This window comes from Amycolatopsis sp. NPDC048633, assembly GCF_040650695.1.
Classification (GTDB): domain Bacteria; phylum Actinomycetota; class Actinomycetes; order Mycobacteriales; family Pseudonocardiaceae; genus Amycolatopsis.
In genome coordinates this window covers 11,834-28,497 of sequence record NZ_JBEZHS010000045.1, presented here as the reverse complement: position 1 = coordinate 28,497, position 16,664 = coordinate 11,834, and the positions used below count along the sequence as shown (strand labels likewise).

Sequence of the window (16,664 nt, the reverse complement as noted above, 5' to 3'; positions counted from 1 at the left end):
CGGGACACTGGAACCTCACCGGGGCCGGAGTGCGGGGCGGGACTCGCCGTGCGCGCCCGGCGCCCGGCCGAAGTTCGGTTGGGAGGCCGGTGGATGGCGATGCGCCTCCAGCTCACCGCGGGAGTGCAGGTGCTCGAAGACTGGGCCGAGTCGGCGACACAGGCCGAACGGAACGTCGTCTACGAGGCATTGTTCGCTGTGGGCGACGGGTCGGCTTTCCTGGTCTACGACATTTTCGGCGACCCGCACGATCCCGGCAATTTCATGATTATGGTGAAACCGGGTCTGGTGCTGAAGATAATGGTGCAGCGGGCGGAATCCGCATTCGAGATCCGATATGTCGGCAGTCGGCAGGACGGCGTCGACGCGCCGGCCCGTCCGGGCTCCTCGGGTCAGTGAGCACCGGTCGCGAGCTGACGCTGAGGCTTACTCCGGCCAGGCTGCCGCGGCTCGGTCCCATGACGGTTCGTGACCGGGAGGGTCGGGCGGCGTCCGGCAGCCGGATGAGCAGTACTGCGCCGAACGGGGTAAGCCGTCGCCCGGATGGCGTACGTTCCCTCCGGGGCAATGCATGCCACGGAACGGGTATTCCTCACCTTGACAATGTCTCTTGTGGTATGAAAACCTCGTCGTGTTCGCCGTTGCGGCCGTTATTTTCTGGGGTGAATAACGAGGAGGCTTCGTCATGTCGTCGCCCGAATTGCCAGGACTCGATGTTTCCAGCCGGGTCCGCGCCCGGGACATCCAGCTCACCGGCGTAGCCGATGTCGGCCGCCGGGTACTCATGATCACCGGCGCGATCGACACCACCGATCACGACGTTTCGGTGAGTGTCAGCCTGCCGGAGCCGGGGCGTTGGCAGGTCATCAAGGCCGAGACCAACCTGACCGACCGGACGTGGGTCGCCATGCAGGCGGTGCTGGACGAGGACTCGGTGTTCATCGACGACGCCGCGCTGATGTCGCCCCAGTTCGCGAAGAGCTTCATTACGCCCGACCAGCGGCGGCTGACCTTCTACGACGGTGAGGTCCGGCCGGGCGAGGCCGTGCTCAAGACGTACTCGATGGAAACCGGCGGCCGCAAGCCGACGTACTTCTCCTCCCGGTACAGCCCGATCGCCACCGACAGCGCCGAGCGGTCCCAGGAGACGCTCGAGGAGCTGGTCACCAACGGGATGCGGCAGCGACCGGTGGTCGAGCTGATCGTCCCGATCACGGTGATCGGCTGAACCGGCGCCCGGTCCCGGACTCGGGCGTGAGGGGGAGTTCGTGATCAAGTTCGTCCCGGAACCGCACCTGCTTGATTCACCCCGCGGCCGTGACTGGCCGCGGTTGCCCGCCGCGCCGGCCGCGGGCCGCGAAACCCGGCCGCCCGCGACGGCGGAGGTCGTCGTCGTCGGGGCGGGGCCCGCCGGGCTCGCCGTGACGTCGGCGCTGTGGCACCACGGCGTCCGCGACGTCGTGGTGCTCGACCGTGACGGCCGCCCGTGCGGGCGGTTCTTCGACCGGATCGACCGGCTCGGCCAGCGTGTCCTGCGCTCGCCCTACGAGCACCACCCGGGAGTCGAGGGCTACCGCGACTGCGAGCTGGTCGACTTCGCCCGGCTGCACTGGGCGCGGTTGACCCCGGTCGAGCGCCGGGAGATCCGGATGTCGCAGGCCGGCCACCGGTCCGTCGTGCCGGTGGACGTCTTCGAGGCCTACTGCGCGCATCTGGCGGCGAGCCACCACGTCGGCGAGAAGACGTGGCGGGGCGAGGTCCGCGAGGTGCTGCCCGCCGCCGACGCGGTCACGGTGCACGCCGGCGCCTTCACCGTCACCGCCCGCCACGTCGTGCTCTGCCTCGGCGAGGAACGGCGCCCGGCCCCGGATTCGTGGTGGGGCGGCGGCCCGACACCTCCCGGGATCTCGTACTGGGACGAGCCCGTGCCGGACGGCGGGCGGCAGATCGTCGTCGGTGCCGGGCTGACCGCCGCGCACCTGATCACCAACGCGCTTTCGGCCGGGCGGGAGGTGCACTGGGTGCTGCGCGACCCCGGCGAGCGGTACCAGTGCGCCGACGTCAACTCGTCGTTCTTCCGCCCGGAGGGTCGCAAGCGGTTCGACAGCGTCGGCTGGGACGACCGGCTCGCCCTGATGAGCCAGTTCCGCCGGGCGTCGATCATGTTCGAGTTCCAGCCCTTGCTCCGGCAAGCCGAAGCGGACGGCCGGCTGGTCGTCTACCGCGGCGAAACCGTGGCCCGGATCGCGACCGGCGTCGGCGGGACGGTGACGGTGCGCCTCGCGAGCGGCCGCCGGATCGCCGGCGACCACGCCGTCCTGGCGCTGGGCACGGCACCGTCGATCGGCGACGGCCTGCTGCCCGCCGAACTGGTCGGCGAGCGCGACGGATGGCCGGCCCTGGACGAGCGCACCCTGGTCTTCGAGCGCGCCCCCCGCGTTTCGGCGGTCGGCGCCGCCACGGCGATGGTCCTCGGCCCGGCGGCCCGGAACATCGACGGGCACCGCGTGGCGACGACCCGGGCGGCCGCGGCCATCGCGGCCGCCGTCCGCGAGGAAAGCCCCGTCCGGACGCTCCGGGAGGCCGTCGGTGTCTGAGCCCGCCGACAGCCGGTTCGCCCGGCCCGACGTCGACGCGCCCCCCGACAACCGGTTCGCCCTGCCCGACGTCGACGCGCCCGCCGACGTCGAGGTCGGCATCATCCTGCTCGGCCTCGATCCCGACCGCCTGCTCGGCGGGCTGGGCCTGGCGCGGATCGCCGACGATCCCGCGCTGGTCACCCAGCTGGTCGACCAGGTGCGCCACGGGGGGAGCAGCTTCGACCTGGCGGGCCTGGTCGCGCTCGGCCGGGCCCACTGGCGCTCGGTGCGCTCCGCCCTCGGCGAGCCGGCGGCGGACACCCCGGGCTCGCTCCGCCAGGAGTGGGTCAAGACCGCCGCGCGCGTCGCCGCCGTCGCGCCCGGTGCGGGCCACGCTTCGATCGCGTACCTGACCGCGTGCGTGCTGCGCCGCGCGGACGTCGATCCCCGTGCCGACGCACCCTCGAACGGAAAGGATCCACGATGTCCTACCTGAAGTCCCTGCCGGCCGAGACGACCCTGCTCCAGGTGTTCCAGGCCTACCCCGAGCCGGCCCGGCACCTGCTGGCCTTCCACGAGCTGGTGCTGCGCGGCGAGTCCCCGTTCACGCCGGGCGAGCGCGAGCTGATCGCGGCTTACGTGTCCGGCGTGAACAGCTGCGACTACTGCCACGGCATCCACACCGTCACCGCCGAGGCGTTCGGCATCCCGGAGGGCACGCTGGCGGCGGCACTCGCCGACCTCGAGTCCGCTCCGGTGGACGCCCGCCTCAAGCCGGTGCTCGCCTACGTGGGCAAGCTGACGAGGACGCCGTCGAAAATGACCGACGCGGACGCCGAAGCGGTCTTCGCGGCCGGCTGGGACGAGCGTGCGCTCCACGACGCCGTTCTGGTCTGCGCCCTGTTCAACTTCATGAACCGGATGGTCGAGGGACTCGGCATCCGCGCCGCCGAGGGCTACACGACGACCTCGGGCGAGCGGCTGAAGAACGCGGGCTACGCGGGTCTGGCGGAGTTGCTCGACGCCCCGGTCTGACCGGGTGCGGGCCGGGCTCACGAGCCCGGCCCGCCTGCTCGTCAGGTGTTGAGAACGGCTTCGATGTCCAGCGTGATGTCGACCTTGTCGCCGATGACGACCTTGCTGCCGTCGACCGCGAGGCCGAAGGTGAGCCCGAAGTCGGAGCGCTTGATCGTGGCCCGCCCTTCGAAGCCGATGCGGGTTTCACCCTCGAGACCGGTCGGGTCGATGCCGAGCAGCTCGAGCCGGATGTCGACCGGCCGGGTGGTGTCCACGATCGTGAGGTCGCCGGTGAGCACCCAGTGCTCCCCGTCCGGACGCAGTCCGGTGCTGACGAACCGCATCTTCGTGTTCTGGTCGGTCCGGAACCAGTCGGCCGAGCGCAGGTGGTCGTCACGCATCTTGAGGCCGGTGTCGACCGAAGCCAGGTCGATGTCGGCGGTGACGGTCGACCGGGCCGGGTCGTCGGCGGTCACGATCTGCGCGGTGAATTCGGAAACTGCCGCGCACCTTGCTCATCAGGTGCCGGGCGGAGAACCCACCGCGGAGTGGAAGTGGTCGACGGTCCACGTGCCGGCGATCCACTCCGGAACCGCCGCCGGATCCACCGTGGCCTCGCTCATGAAAGGCCTCCCCGTGCGCTCGTGGTGCCTTTCAGCCGACCTTGACACCGTCCCCCTCCGGAAGGCACCCTTCGCACGTGCTCTGTTCCGGCGGGTATTCATCCGCCCAGCGCCTCGAGATCGGCGACGACATCGAGAGGTGAGAGCTGCGCCGCCATCTCGCGGGCGACGGCCGAAGCAGCCGCGGCGAACGCGGGCGTGCCGAGCAGTTCTTCGCAATGCGCGGCCACGGCTCTCGGGGTGACTTCGTCCGGCAGCATCCTGATCCCCGCGCCGGCCTTGGCGACCGCGTCCGCGTTCTCGAACTGGTCGTCGAACTGCGGCAGCGCCAGTTGTGGCACACCGGCGGAGAAGGCGGTCAGCGTGGTTCCCTGGCCGCCGTGCTGGATCAGCACATCGCAGGCGCCGAGCACCTGGTGCAGCGGCATCCGGCCGGCCTGGCTGACGTTCTCCGGCAAGGGACCCCAGGAGGCCATGGCCCGCTCGTCGACCGCGATCACCACGTCGACGTCCAGCCGCCCGAGCTCCCGCACGACGGCCAGCATTTTCCTGTGCAGGTCGGGAATTCCGAAAAGCGGAACCAGCGTGCCGAGCGTCAGGCAGATCCTGGGCTTCGTGCGCGGCGCCAGCACCCAGTCGGGAACGTCCGCGGTGCCGTTGTAGGACACGTGCCGGAAGCTCAGCTGGCCCGTCGCGTGCGGCAGGCGCAGGCTGGGTGGCCACGGGCTCAGCGACAGAGCGGGCTCGGGAATAGCCAGTCCCGCCGCGACCGGCGAGCCGGCGAGCACCTCGACCGCACCCGCGCGGTACTCCGGCAGTTCGGCCACACCCCAGCGCACGTCGGCCAACGGCGTTCCGTGCGCGGCCGCGGCGAGCGGGCCGGCGAACTCGGCACGCTCGCTCAGCACGACATCGGGCCGCCAGGCGTCCACAATGGACAGCATGCGCGGGAGCGTCGCGGCGGCGATCCGCCCGAATACCCGGCCGTGCACGTGCCGCCGCTGTTCGATCGGGTGCGTGGACAGGTCCGGGCCCAGCTCGACGAAGTCCATCGGCGGCCCGCTCGACACCGCGGGCAGCCCGGACCGCAGGACAGTGTCGACGAAGTTTTCCGGGACGGCGACCAGCACCTCGTGCCCCGCCGCCCGGCAGGCCCAGGCGAGCGGGACCAGCGGGAAGAAGTGCCCGAGCAGCGGCTCGGTGGTGAACAGGATCCGAATGATTGGCTCCGATCTCGGTAACCGGCATGCCCGGTCAGTGCCCCAAGGCCACTTCGGCGGCTTTGCACTTGTCGTAGTGCGGAAGCAATCCGCGTTCCCGGGCTTCGGCGAGCGTCGGCGCGACTCGGTCGCGAGCGGACAGGATCGGTGTGAGGTCCTGCGGCAGCGGAAGTCCGAGCTCGGGGTCCGTCACCGAGAGCGCGAGCTCGTTCTCCGGCACGTACTCCCCGGAAAACAGGTAGGACATCACGGTGTCGTCCTGCAACGCGATGAACGCGTGGCCGACGCCGACCGGGAAGTAGACCGCACGGAAGTGCTCCTGATCGACCCCCACGGCATCCCAGTTGCCGAAGGTCGGTGAATCGACGCGGATGTCCACGACGACATCGATCGCCGATCCCCCGGGGCAGTAGACGTATTTGGCACAGCCGGGCGGCGTCGCCGTGAAGTGCACACCCCGGACCACGCCCCGGCGCGACCGGCTGTGACTGGTCTGGGCCACGCTGAAGAGCCGCCGACCGGTGGCCAGCCGGAACGGCGTCTCCTGGAACGGCGAGACGAAGAGGCCGCGATCGTCTGAAATCGGGTTCGGCGTGATTTCCAGGGCACCTTCGACGGAAAGCTCACGTATCTGCATCGCTGTCCCCGCTCAAGAGTGACTCCCACGATGTTCGGACTGCGCCTGGATTCACCGCAGCAAGCGTGGCACCGGCACAACCGGGCCGGCGTCTTCAGCCATGCTGTTCGCCGCCGGGCGATGGCGGGTGGCGCTTCGCGCGCGGTGTCACCGGACCGCTGTCCTTGTGGAGACAAGACCGCCGGGCTCCGGTGGTCCGGTCCTCTTGCCCGCCCTGCCCGCCCTGCCCGCTCGCCGGCGTCAAGCCGCGTCCGATGTGGAGGGCGGGTGCTCCGTTGGCTCTTCGGGCGTTCGGGGCGGTGGTTCCGGAGTGGGGCGGGCACGGTCGGCGAGGTGGCTGAGCTTGGTCAAGTGGCGTTGGACCAGCCCGGCGCGGCGGGCTTCGTCGAGCGCTGTCCGGGTGATGGTGTTCTGCCGTCGTCGGCGGTGACGACCGCCGGGTGCTTCCTGGTGCACTGTGGGTCTCCTTTCCGTTCGGTGCTTCACTCGATCGTGGGGTGCGTGCGCGCACCGAAGCCGCGGTCGATCGGTCAGGTAACAAGGTTGTTTCGGGAAGAACTCGTTCGGGACCCACTGGGCCACCTGGGCGCTTACGCGGTGCGCCTTCCGGAGTCCTGCACGCGAGAGGGGACGAGACGCGGGACCGTCCACAGTGGGAGTACGGCCGAGGCGACGAGTGTGGGCCCGATCACTGGCCCGGGGCACGCCGTGCGCTGCTGCGCACGGCGTCTTCCCTGGTGGCGCCCCCGGCAGGACTCGAACCTGCGACCTAGAGATTAGAAGGCTCTTGCTCTATCCAGCTGAGCTACGAGGGCCCGCGCCGACGGCTGCTGCCGGTAACCCGGCACTGGCAGCTTAGTCGTCGCCATCCTCTCGATCGTTCGACACCGGCGAATCGTTTCAGGTCTCGTTCGACGGAATTCGGAATTTCGGTGGAAGCGTCGTCGAGAGCGTGGTGCAGACCTCCTTGAGTGTCGGGTGCGGTGCTGAGGGTGACCGAGCGGGCTACCCGGCGGGCCTCGAACCTGTAATCTGGCGATCAGAAGGCTCTTGCTGTGTCCAGCCCGACCACGCTCGCCCGCACGACCAGCGGCCGGGCAGGCAGCGCCGCGAGCGTCCGCACGCCGCTGCCTCCCTGCCGCGGCGGGCGGCGCGGTGGTCGCCTCACCTGCATGAATGTGGTCTTGGGACACCTGCGGGCCTCCCGGTCGCTGTCTACGGCGGCCGGTCTGGGGTACTGAGCCGGCCGCTTGGGTCATCGCGGGTCCCTGCCGCGGTGGACGGGGTTCTTGATCGGCGGACTGTTGCGATGGCTGCGGTGGTGCCTGCCGTGCGGGCGGTCGGGGGTCGCCGAACCGGCCGCTTGGGGTGCTTGCCCGCCGTGACTGGGCGGTGGCCGTCGGCGGATCGGCTGAGGTGGGCGCCACCGGAGCTGGCCGCTGCGGCCGTCGGGGGTCGCCGAACTGGCCGCTTGGGGTGCTTGCCCGCCGTGACTGGGCGGTGGCCGTCGGCGGATCGGCTGAGGTGGGCGCCACCGGAGCTGGCCGCTGCGGGCCATCGGGGTCGCCCGACTGGTTGACTGCCGCCGTCGGCGTGTGCCGCCGCAGGACTGGCTCAGACGCATCCTCAGGCGTCTGTGGGCGCCTACTCACCTTTGCTCAGCCCGCGCGGGCCCGAACCGCCGTGAGACACCTCCTGGGAAGCCCGTGGGCGCGCCCCGCCGCTGGGGCGCGCCCACGGGTGGGGCCGCTGTCGGGGGAGCGGCCCCGGTCGGGTCCGGCCGCCGCCGCGAGCCGGCTCTCCCTTGGGAGCGGACGGCGGTGCGGGCCCGGGTCTCAGTGCGTCACTCCCAGATCTGGATCCCGCGGACCAGGAACGGCGCGTCCGGCACGAACGTGCCACCACCCGGGTAGGTGACGAAATCTCCCTCGGTCGAGCATTCCTCGCTCTGGTAGACCGTGACGTCCCGCGTCAGCAGATTCGCGAATGACGACCCGACGAATCCCTCGGACAGGGGAATGCATTCCCCGGGATTCGCGGTCCGCAGGTCGAATCGCTGGATCTCGCCGCCGTAGTCGTCCGTCGACCACAGGCAGAACTCGCCCTTCTGACAGCCCGGATCGGCCTGCGCCGATACGGCGGCCTGAGCGGTTCCGACGCTGGTCAGCAGGCCCAGCGCGGCCAGGACCAGCAGGTGCGGCAGCCGGGCGCGGAGGCGGCGTGAAGACATGGTGGATTTCCCCTCTGGATTCGCGGCTTTCGCGGGCCGCGGTGAACTGGTGATTCCAGATTGGCGGGCGGCGGAAGATTTGTCAGCCCGCGATTTCGAATCTGTGGACAGGTCGCCGGGCGGGAACCGGTTGTCCACAGATCCGCGAACGGTCTTGTGGGAGCGCGAAGGAAATGCTAGGCGGGGCCCGTGCTGCCCCGCACCACCAGGGAAACCGGCACTTCGGCCGGCGACGGCACCGAGTCGCCGGCCAGCAGCCGCAGCACCAGCTCCCCGGCGATCCGGCCCTTCGCCGCGAGGTCCTGCCGGATCGTCGTCAGCGGCGGCGACGACCACGACGCCGGTGGGCTGTCATCGAAGCCGACCACCGAAAGCTCGTCCGGCACGCCGATCCCGAGCTGCCCGGCCGCGGCGAGCACCGCCAGCGCCAGCTGGTCGGACATGCACAGCAGCGCGGTCGGCCGCGGCGTCCGCCCGAGCAACGCGAACGCCCCGGTCAGCGCACTCTCCACGCTGAGCCCGGCCGCTTCCTCCACGACGACCGACGCCGAAGTCGGCTCCAGCTCGCCGAGATACCCCGCCAGCCGCTCACGCGTGTCGTGGAAGACCGCGGTCGAACCGGCCGGAACCGGGCCCCCGCCCGGAGTGATCCGGCTCGACGCCGCGAAGATCCCGAACCGCCGGTGCCCCAGCTCGACGAGGTGCCGCGCCGCCAGCGCCGCACCCAGCCGGTCCTGGCAGCCGACCCGCGCCACGCCGGGCAGCAGCGGCTGGTCGACGACCACCAGCGGCAGCCCCCGCGCCCGCACCGAGTCCAGCGCCGGGGCACCGTCGGCCAGCGAATACGCGACCGCGATGTCCGCCTGCGCCGTCAGCACCCGGGCGGCCGGCGGGCCACCCGAAGCGCCGCCCGGCAGGAGCAGCAGCGCGTGCCCGTGCGGGTCGACGACGCGCGCCAGCGCGTCCAGCGTCAGGGACAGCGCGGGGTCGGAGAACGCCGCCGACAGCGAGGTGTCCAGCAGGACGGCGATCGCCCCGGTCCGGCTGGTCGCGAGGCTGCGCGCGGTCGGGTCCGGGCCGGCGTAGCCGAGCTCCGCCGCCGCCCGAAGGACCTCGCCCCGCAGGCGGTCGGACAGCTGGTCAGGCCGGTTGTACGCGTTCGACACCGTGGCTCGCGAGACACCCACGGCCGAGGCGACGTCGTCGAGCGTCGGACGGCGGCGCCGGGTCATCCGCGCAGTCTAGCCATGGACTTTCTGAAGCGCTTCAGTCACGCTGGTGACCACGAAAGGGGGAACCGATGCGGGACCGGGTCGCGGTGTTCGTCGTCTTCGCGATCAACGGCCTCGCGCTGGGCTCCTGGGCGTCGCGCACGCCGGCGCTGGCGGCGCAGGTGCACGCCTCGCCCGGCGTTTTCGGCCTGGCCCTGCTCGGCGCCAGCGCCGGGATGCTCGCCGCCGCCTCGGTGGCCGGCCGGATCATCGAACGGGCCGGCGCCCGCGTGGTCGTCGCCGGCAGCACCGGGTGCGCGGCCGGTTCGATGGTGCTGGTCGGCTTCGCGCCGGACGTGCCCTTGCTGGCCGGCGCCCTGCTCCTGATCGGCGCGAGCGTCGGGATGCTCGACGTCGCGATGAACGTCGCCGCGGTGGCTGTCGAACGCCGGGTCCGCCGCCCGATCATGCCGGAGTTCCACGCGGGCTTCAGCTTCGGCGCGCTCGCCGGTTCGCTGGCCGCGGGCCTCGCTGCCGGTCACGACTGGTCCCCGGCACGGCACCTGACCGTGGCCGCCGTCGTCGCCGTCGCGGTGCTGCTGTTCATCGTCCGCGCGGTCCCCGGCAGCCGTCCCGAACACACCGAAGCCGCGACGCCGAGCCGGGTGCCGATCCGCCGGCCGGTGCTGTGGCTGCTCGCCGCGGTCGCCCTGAGTTCGGCCATCGCCGAAGGGGCGTCTTCGGACTGGTCCGCCTTGCTGATGACGGCCGAACGCGGCGTCGGCCAGGGTGCCGCGGCGCTCGCGTTCGCCGGCTTCCAGCTGGTCATGGGGCTGACCCGGCTCGCCGGTTCCTGGGCGCAACGCCGGTTCGGCCCCACCCGCTGCCTCGCCGCGGGTTCGGTCCTGGCCGCCATCGGGCTGCTTGCCGCGGCCGCGATCCCGGTCGCCGCCGTCGGTTACGCCGGCTTCGCGCTCGCCGGCGCGGGGCTGGCCGCGTCGTTCCCGCTCGCCTTGAGCCTCGCCGGCGACGCCGGGAAACGCGGGGACGGCACCGGCGGCGAGCGCGAGATCGCCTTCGTCACGGCCATCGCCTACACAGGGTTCCTCGGCGGGCCGCCGATCGTCGGCGGCATCGCGCAGGTGACGAACTACGGCGTGGCGTTCGGGTTCGTCGCGCTCGTCGGCGCGCTGATCCTGCCCGCCGCTCTCGGCGCCCGGTGGGCGCGGAAGCGGGAGGAAGCCGCACTGACGCCCGAATCGTGACAAAACCCCTGGAGCCGCGGTGGGCGAGCGTGCGTCTCTTCCCCGTACGGCCCCTATCGCCGAAGCCCCGTTGACAGTGCGGAACCGCGCGGGGCAAGCTGAGCGCGTCGTAAGCTGAAATGAATGCACCGACGTTACGAGTTCAGGTGGGCTGGTCAGGGTAGGGGCCTTGACCCGGGGAGGACGTCGTGAGGGTTGTGCTGCTCGGCGGAGCGGGGGCGCTCGCCGGCGGAGCCGGGCTCCCGCTCGTGCAGGGGGCGGTGCCGAGGCTCGTGCTCGTGCCGGTGGCGTTCCGGCTCGCTCTTTTCCTGCAGGCGATCTGGGCCGGCGGCCCGCTGGGCGCGCCGGTGATCGGCGTCGCCATCGTGCTGTACCTCCTGCCGAACCTGGCCGAGGTGGCCTGGGTCTTCCACCGCAGCACCGGCATCCGGCCGGTGCTCGCCGCCGACACCGCGTACACGCTCTTCACGAGCATCGCCGCGGCGCTGTTCGCCGGGCACGCGCCCGATCTGCTCGCCCTGACCTGGCCGAACATCATGGGCACGGTCATGGTCTGGACGTTGTTGCGCGGCGCCCCGGCGGGCGCGATCGCGATCACCGGCGCCGTGTTCCTGCGCTACGGCATGGCCGTGGTGTCCGGCACGTCGGCGCCCGCGACGTGGATCGTGCTCGCCCTGGTCGCGGCCGCCGCGACGGCGCTGGCGATCGTCATGCTCGTCGCCGGGGCGATGCGGTTCGCCCACCGGCTCGGGGAGCAGCGCGGCCGCGCCGCGGAACGGGAGCGGTACCGGCGCGACCTGCACGACACGGTCCTGCAGGTGATGGAGTCGCTCGCGCTGCCGGCGCCCCGCGACGGCCTCGACCCGGTCGGCAGCCTCGACCAGGTCCGCCGCATCGCCCGCGCGCACGCCCTGCGCCTGCGGCTGAGCCTCGACGGCGACGCACCCGCCGAGCCGGGCGGTCTCGAGCACCGCCTCGGCGCGCTGGCGGTCGAGATGACGGCGGAGGGCCTGCGCGTCGACCTCGTCGCGCTCGCGAAGCCCGCCGACGTCCCCGAGAGCGTCGTCAACTCCTTGCACGACGCGGCTCGCGAAGCACTGCGAAACACCTTGAAGCACGCGAAGACGCTCAAAGCCGTCATGTGCCTCGAAGAGCACGACGGCATCGTCACGGTGTCCGTCCGCGACCACGGGACCGGCTTCGACGCCGGGGCCCACCGCGCCGGGTTCGGCATCGAGAACTCGATCCACGCCCGGCTGGCCGAGATCGGCGGCACCGCGCGCATCGACTCGGCGCCCGGCCAGGGCACCCGCGTCGTGCTGACGGCGCCGCTAGAGCTGCGTTTCCCCGTCGGGTGAGTCCCGCCACTGCGCGAACGGGCGGTCCAGCGACCACTTGCCGCCCTGCTCTTCGAGGACGCGGTACTCGCAGGTCCCCGGGTTGGACAGCGACTCGAAAAGCTCGATGCTCCAGCCGAAGAGCCGGCGGCACAACAGCCGCAGCGTGAGCCCGTGCGAGACGATCAGGACCGTGTCCGGGTGACCTTCGTCGCGCTGGCGCAGGTCCGAAAGGAACCCCGCGACGCGGTCGTCGACGTCCGCGCCCGACTCGCCGAACGGCAGCCGGTAGAAGAAGTGCCCGAACTCGTTGCGCCGCGCTTTCTGGATCTCCTGGTCCGCCGGGTCCTGGAGGTTGCCCCAGTCCTGTTCGCGCAGCCGCGGCTCCGGCAGCAGCCGTTCGCACGACGCCCGGATGTCCAGCAGCCGCAACGTCTCCCGCGTGCGCAGGTACGGGCTGACGTAGACGGCGGGCCGCTCGCCGTCGAGCAACCGGGCGATCTCCGGCCCCACCGCAAGCGCTTCCCGCTCGCCCCGGTCCGTCAGCGGCAGGGCGTGGTCGGGGATCCGCGTGTAGGCGAGCTCGTCGACGTTGCCGAGCGACTCGGCGTGCCGCAGGAGGATCATCTTCACGCTCCCATCCTGCCCGTCACACGGGCCTGACCGGGGCTGGGCATACCCTCTGGGGCGTGTCCAGCGAGAGCGTGACGAAATCCGACGTCCCGACGCAGCGCCGGGCCAGTGTGCTGCCCCTGCTCGCGGTCGGCGTGCTGCTGGCCGCCGTCGTCGCGATCGGGCTGATCGCACTCACCGGCGGGGCCGGCTACGTCATCGCGGGCCTGCCGGATCCGGGGCTGGTCACCAAGTACGGCATCACCGTCATGCGCGTGCTCTCCGAGGCCGCGTCGGTGATCTGCGTCGGGTCGCTCCTGCTGGCCGCGTTCCTGGTGCCGCCGCAGAAGTCCGGCACGCTCGGCCCGGAGGGCTACGGCGCCGTGCGCGCGGCCGGGATCGCCGCCTGGGTGTGGTTCGGCGCGGCCCTGCTCTCGGTCGCCTTCACCGCCGCCGACACCGCCGGGAAGCCGTTCGGCGAGGTCCTGGACCCGCAGACGCTGCTCGACCTCGTCGGCGCCATCGAGCAGCCGAAGGCCTGGCTGTGGACGTCCTTGATCGCGATTCTCGTCGCGCTCGGCTGCCGGCTCGCGCTGTCGTGGGGCTGGACGGCGGTGCTGTTCTTCCTGGCCGTCGGCGGGCTGATCCCGGTCGCGGTCACCGGGCACTCCGCCAGCGGCGGCTCGCACGACGTCGCCACCAACAGCCTGCTGTTCCACCTCGTCGCCGCGTCCTTCTGGGTCGGCGGGCTGATCGCGCTGCTGGCACTGGCGTACCGGCGCGGGAACCACCTGACCCTCGCCGCGCAGCGGTTCTCGCGGCTGGCGCTGGTCTGCTGGATCGTGATGGCGATCTCCGGCGTGGTCAACGCGCTGGTCCGGATCGGTCTCGGCGACCTGTTCACCACCGACTACGGCCTCCTGGTCGTCGCCAAGACGGTCGCGCTGCTGCTGCTCGGCGTCTTCGGCCACCAGCAGCGCCGCAAGGGCGTCGCGGACCTCGTCGACGGCAAGGGCGGCGGCCAGCTGATGCGGCTGGCCGCGGTCGAGATCCTGATCATGTTCGTCACCATCGGGATCGCGTCCGGGCTGGCCAGGACGCCGCCACCGGCGGACGCGGTCACCCAGCCGTCCACCACCGAGCTGCTCATCGGCTACAACCTCGACGGCGCGCCGACGGTGTGGCGGCTGCTCTTCGACACCCGCTTCGACCTGGTCTACGGCACCCTCGCGCTCGTGCTCGGCGGGCTGTACCTCGCCGGGGTGCAGCGGCTGCTGCGCCGCGGCGACACCTGGCCGGTGGGCCGCACCGTCGCCTGGATCGTCGGCTGCGTCGTGCTGCTGATCGCGACGTCGTCGGGCATCGGCCGCTACGCGCCCGCGATGTTCAGCGTGCACATGGGCAACCACATGCTGCTGTCGATGGTGGCGCCGGTGCTGTTCGTGCTGGGCGGGCCGGTGACGCTGGCGCTGCGCGCCCTGCCGGCCGCGGGCAAGGACGCCCCGCCGGGGCCGCGTGAGTGGCTCGTCGCCTTCGTGCACTCCCCGGTCTCGCGGTTCCTGACCCACCCGGTGGTCGCGCTGCTGCTGTTCGTCGGCTCGTTCTACGCGCTCTACTTCTCCGGCATCTTCGACAACGCGCTGAACTACCACTGGGCGCACCTGGCGATGAACGCGCACTTCCTGCTCGCCGGGTACGTCTTCTACTGGCCGGTGATCGGGGTCGACCCGGCGCCGCGGCGGATCCCGTACCTCGGCCGGCTCGGCATGATGTTCGCCGCGATGCCGTTCCACGCCTTCTTCGGCGTGATCCTGATGAGCAAGCAGACCGTGATCGGGCAGGCGTTCTACGGCCAGCTGCACCTGCCGTGGGTGTCCGACCTGCTCACCGACCAGCGGCTCGGCGGCGGCATCGCCTGGGCGGCGGGCGAGCTCCCGGTGCTGCTGGTGCTGATCGCGCTGCTGGTGCAGTGGTCGCGCCAGGACGAGCGCGAGGCGAAGCGGCGGGACAGGCGCGAAGCGGCGACCGGCGACGAGGAGCTGAACGCGTACAACGCGATGCTGAAGAACCTCGCCGACGGCAAACGGGCCGACTGAGTCTCGACTTCCGGTTGAGGGTGAGACCGTTCCCGGAGCCCGGCAAAACGGCGGTTTCGGTGTTCTCGCGGTGATCCCGGGCTGACTTTCGGTAGTCCGACGGTGACCGGCGTCAGGTCGCGATCAGGTGCGCTCTACGATCGTCGGTATGGCCGAGTTCATCTACACCATGAAGAAGGTGCGCAAGACCGTCGGGGACAAGGTCATCCTCGACGACGTCAGCACCGCGTTCTACCCCGGCGCCAAGATCGGCGTGGTCGGGCCGAACGGTGCCGGTAAGTCCACCGTTCTCAAGATCATGGCGGGGATCGAGCAGGCCAGCAACGGCGAAGCGTTCCTCCAGCCCGGCGCGAGCGTGGGCATCCTGATGCAGGAGCCGGAGCTCAACGAGGAGAAGACGGTCCGGGGGAACGTCGAGGAGGGCCTCGGCGAGATCAAGACCAAGCTCGACCGCTACAACGAGATCGCCGAGCTGATGGCGACCGACTACAGCGACGCCCTGATGGAGGAGATGGGCCAGCTCCAGGAGGAGCTGGACCACGCCGACGCCTGGGAGCTCGACTCGACCGTCGAGCAGGCGATGGACGCGCTGCGCTGCCCGCCGCCCGAGGAGGGTGTCTCGCACCTCTCCGGTGGTGAGCGCCGCCGCGTCGCCCTGTGCAAGCTGCTGCTGTCCGCGCCCGACCTGCTGCTGCTCGACGAGCCCACCAACCACCTGGACGCCGAAAGTGTCCTGTGGCTGGAGCAGTTCCTCTCCCGCTACGCCGGCGCCGTCCTCGCCGTCACCCACGACCGGTACTTCCTGGACAACGTGGCCGAGTGGATCATGGAGATCGACCGCGGCCGCGTCGTCGGCTACGAGGGCAACTACTCCACGTACCTGGAGAAGAAGCAGGAACGCCTCGCGGTCCAGGGCAAGAAGGACATGAAGCTCGCGAAGCGCCTGAAGACCGAGCTCGAGTGGGTGCGCTCCAACGCGAAGGCCCGCCAGACGAAGTCCCGGTCGCGGCTCGACCGCTACGAGGAGATGGCGGCGGAGGCGGACAAGCACCGCAAGCTCGACTTCGAAGAGATCCAGATCCCGCCGGGCCCGCGGCTCGGCAGCATCGTGGTCGAGGTCGACAAGCTCAAGAAGGGCTTCGACGGCCGCGTCCTCATCGACGGCCTGTCGTTCGACCTGCCGCGCAACGGCATCGTCGGCGTGATCGGCCCGAACGGCGTCGGCAAGACCACGCTGTTCAAGACGATCGTCGGGCTCGAGGAGGCCGACGACGGCATCGTCAAGATCGGCGAGACGGTCAAGCTGTCCTATGTGGACCAGAACCGCGGCGGGATCGACCCGAAGAAGACCGTCTGGCAGGTCGTCTCCGACGAGCTCGACTACATCCACGTCGGCCAGACCGAAATGCCGTCGCGCGCGTACGTCAGCGCGTTCGGCTTCAAGGGCCCGGACCAGCAGAAGCCGGCGGGCGTGCTCTCCGGTGGTGAGCGCAACCGGCTCAACCTGGCGCTGACGCTCAAGCTGGGCGGGAACCTGATCCTGCTCGACGAGCCGACGAACGACCTGGACGTCGAGACGCTGGGCTCGCTGGAGAACGCGCTGGAGCAGTTCCCCGGCTGCGCCGTCGTGATCTCCCACGACCGGTGGTTCCTCGACCGGGTCGCGACGCACATCCTGGCCTGGGAAGGCACCGACGAGAACCCGTCGCAGTGGTTCTGGTTCGAGGGCAACTTCGAAGGGTACGAGAAGAACAAGGTGGAGCGGATGGGCGCCGAGGCCGCCCGCCCGCACCGTGTCACCCACCGCAAGCTGACCCGCGACTGAGGGGGCGGGTTT

15 protein-coding genes, 1 tRNA gene and 1 pseudogene are annotated in these 16,664 nt (G+C 71.2%); 9 read left to right on the top strand and 8 right to left on the bottom strand.

All coding sequences use genetic code 11. The annotated features are described in order from the left end of the window. Positions 1 to 93 precede the first annotated feature (93 nt). The 5 genes from AB0C38_RS44115 to AB0C38_RS44095 all read left to right on the top strand — a co-directional run bounded on the left by AB0C38_RS44115 (position 94) and on the right by AB0C38_RS44095 (position 3,614). On the top strand, positions 94 to 399 hold the full coding sequence (locus AB0C38_RS44115; protein ID WP_360685664.1) for a DUF6235 family protein: 306 nt from the start codon (positions 94 to 96) through the stop codon (positions 397 to 399). A 286-nt stretch (positions 400 to 685) separates the two neighbouring features. After that, complete coding sequence (locus AB0C38_RS44110) at positions 686 to 1,228, top strand: DUF6423 family protein (RefSeq protein ID WP_360685661.1); 543 nt, start codon at positions 686 to 688, stop codon at positions 1,226 to 1,228. A 40-nt stretch (positions 1,229 to 1,268) separates the two neighbouring features. Beyond that, the gene (locus AB0C38_RS44105) at positions 1,269 to 2,597 is read left to right on the top strand and encodes an NAD(P)-binding protein (RefSeq protein WP_360685658.1); all 1,329 of its coding nucleotides are present in this window, start codon (positions 1,269 to 1,271) and stop codon (positions 2,595 to 2,597) included. Continuing rightward, positions 2,590 to 3,075, top strand: a complete 486-nt coding sequence (locus AB0C38_RS44100; protein ID WP_360685655.1) for a DUF6187 family protein — start codon at positions 2,590 to 2,592, stop codon at positions 3,073 to 3,075. The genes AB0C38_RS44105 and AB0C38_RS44100 overlap by 8 nt, the downstream gene beginning before the upstream one ends. Continuing rightward, positions 3,063 to 3,614: a carboxymuconolactone decarboxylase family protein gene (locus AB0C38_RS44095; protein ID WP_360685652.1), complete on the top strand. Its 552-nt coding sequence runs from the start codon at positions 3,063 to 3,065 to the stop codon at positions 3,612 to 3,614. Before AB0C38_RS44100 ends, AB0C38_RS44095 begins: the two co-directional genes overlap by 13 nt. Positions 3,615 to 3,655: 41 nt before the next feature. On the opposite strand, the pseudogene AB0C38_RS44090 reads toward AB0C38_RS44095, so the two are convergent. The 7 genes and pseudogenes from AB0C38_RS44090 to AB0C38_RS44060 form a co-directional block, all read right to left on the bottom strand. Beyond that, positions 3,656 to 4,084: pseudogene (locus tag AB0C38_RS44090) on the bottom strand (YceI family protein); the annotation flags it as partial. 233 nt (positions 4,085 to 4,317) lie between these two features. Continuing rightward, positions 4,318 to 5,391: a nucleotide disphospho-sugar-binding domain-containing protein gene (locus tag AB0C38_RS44085; RefSeq protein WP_360685778.1), complete on the bottom strand. Its 1,074-nt coding sequence runs from the start codon at positions 5,389 to 5,391 to the stop codon at positions 4,318 to 4,320. An 82-nt stretch (positions 5,392 to 5,473) separates the two neighbouring features. Next, complete coding sequence (locus AB0C38_RS44080) at positions 5,474 to 6,076, bottom strand: dTDP-4-dehydrorhamnose 3,5-epimerase family protein (RefSeq protein WP_360685649.1); 603 nt, start codon at positions 6,074 to 6,076, stop codon at positions 5,474 to 5,476. Positions 6,077 to 6,814: 738 nt separating this feature from the next. Next, positions 6,815 to 6,891: transfer RNA gene (locus AB0C38_RS44075), tRNA-Arg, on the bottom strand. A gap of 224 nt (positions 6,892 to 7,115) precedes the next feature. Further along, complete coding sequence (locus AB0C38_RS44070) at positions 7,116 to 7,244, bottom strand: hypothetical protein (RefSeq protein WP_284742184.1); 129 nt, start codon at positions 7,242 to 7,244, stop codon at positions 7,116 to 7,118. 675 nt (positions 7,245 to 7,919) lie between these two features. After that, positions 7,920 to 8,306, bottom strand: a complete 387-nt coding sequence (locus AB0C38_RS44065) for a peptidase inhibitor family I36 protein (RefSeq protein WP_360685646.1) — start codon at positions 8,304 to 8,306, stop codon at positions 7,920 to 7,922. Between the two features lie 176 nt (positions 8,307 to 8,482). Beyond that, the gene (locus AB0C38_RS44060) at positions 8,483 to 9,538 is read right to left on the bottom strand and encodes a LacI family DNA-binding transcriptional regulator (protein ID WP_360685643.1); all 1,056 of its coding nucleotides are present in this window, start codon (positions 9,536 to 9,538) and stop codon (positions 8,483 to 8,485) included. A 68-nt stretch (positions 9,539 to 9,606) separates the two neighbouring features. On the opposite strand from AB0C38_RS44060, the gene AB0C38_RS44055 reads away from it, so the two are divergent. Then, a complete protein-coding gene (locus tag AB0C38_RS44055) occupies positions 9,607 to 10,782 on the top strand; it encodes an MFS transporter (protein WP_360685640.1) in 1,176 nt (391 codons plus the stop codon). Between the two features lie 197 nt (positions 10,783 to 10,979). After that, positions 10,980 to 12,140, top strand: coding sequence for an ATP-binding protein (locus AB0C38_RS44050; RefSeq protein WP_360685775.1), 1,161 nt, complete (start codon positions 10,980 to 10,982; stop codon positions 12,138 to 12,140). Here the strand turns inward: AB0C38_RS44050 and AB0C38_RS44045 are convergent. After that, positions 12,114 to 12,752, bottom strand: a complete 639-nt coding sequence (locus AB0C38_RS44045; protein WP_360685637.1) for a phosphoglycerate mutase family protein — start codon at positions 12,750 to 12,752, stop codon at positions 12,114 to 12,116. The two genes, AB0C38_RS44050 and AB0C38_RS44045, sit on opposite strands and share 27 nt — an antisense overlap. 56 nt (positions 12,753 to 12,808) lie before the next feature. Here AB0C38_RS44045 and AB0C38_RS44040 point away from each other — a divergent pair, with 56 nt between their 5' ends. Further along, a complete protein-coding gene (locus tag AB0C38_RS44040) occupies positions 12,809 to 14,827 on the top strand; it encodes a cytochrome c oxidase assembly protein (protein WP_360685633.1) in 2,019 nt (672 codons plus the stop codon). A 148-nt stretch (positions 14,828 to 14,975) separates the two neighbouring features. Beyond that, complete coding sequence (gene ettA / locus AB0C38_RS44035; RefSeq protein ID WP_360685630.1) at positions 14,976 to 16,652, top strand: energy-dependent translational throttle protein EttA; 1,677 nt, start codon at positions 14,976 to 14,978, stop codon at positions 16,650 to 16,652. The last annotated feature ends 12 nt before the right edge of the window (positions 16,653 to 16,664 follow it).

Bases quoted from the DNA above. Each gene is read 5' to 3' on its own strand.
- AB0C38_RS44115 (WP_360685664.1), top strand. From the start codon at position 94: ATGGCGATGCGCCTCCAGCTCACCGCGGGAGTGCAGGTGCTCGAAGAC.
- AB0C38_RS44110 (WP_360685661.1), top strand. From the start codon at position 686: ATGTCGTCGCCCGAATTGCCAGGACTCGATGTTTCCAGCCGGGTCCGC.
- AB0C38_RS44095 (WP_360685652.1), top strand. From the start codon at position 3,063: ATGTCCTACCTGAAGTCCCTGCCGGCCGAGACGACCCTGCTCCAGGTG.
- AB0C38_RS44080 (WP_360685649.1), bottom strand. From the start codon at position 6,076: ATGCAGATACGTGAGCTTTCCGTCGAAGGTGCCCTGGAAATCACGCCG.
- AB0C38_RS44065 (WP_360685646.1), bottom strand. From the start codon at position 8,306: ATGTCTTCACGCCGCCTCCGCGCCCGGCTGCCGCACCTGCTGGTCCTG.
- AB0C38_RS44060 (WP_360685643.1), bottom strand. From the start codon at position 9,538: ATGACCCGGCGCCGCCGTCCGACGCTCGACGACGTCGCCTCGGCCGTG.
- AB0C38_RS44055 (WP_360685640.1), top strand. From the start codon at position 9,607: ATGCGGGACCGGGTCGCGGTGTTCGTCGTCTTCGCGATCAACGGCCTC.
- ettA (WP_360685630.1), top strand. From the start codon at position 14,976: ATGGCCGAGTTCATCTACACCATGAAGAAGGTGCGCAAGACCGTCGGG.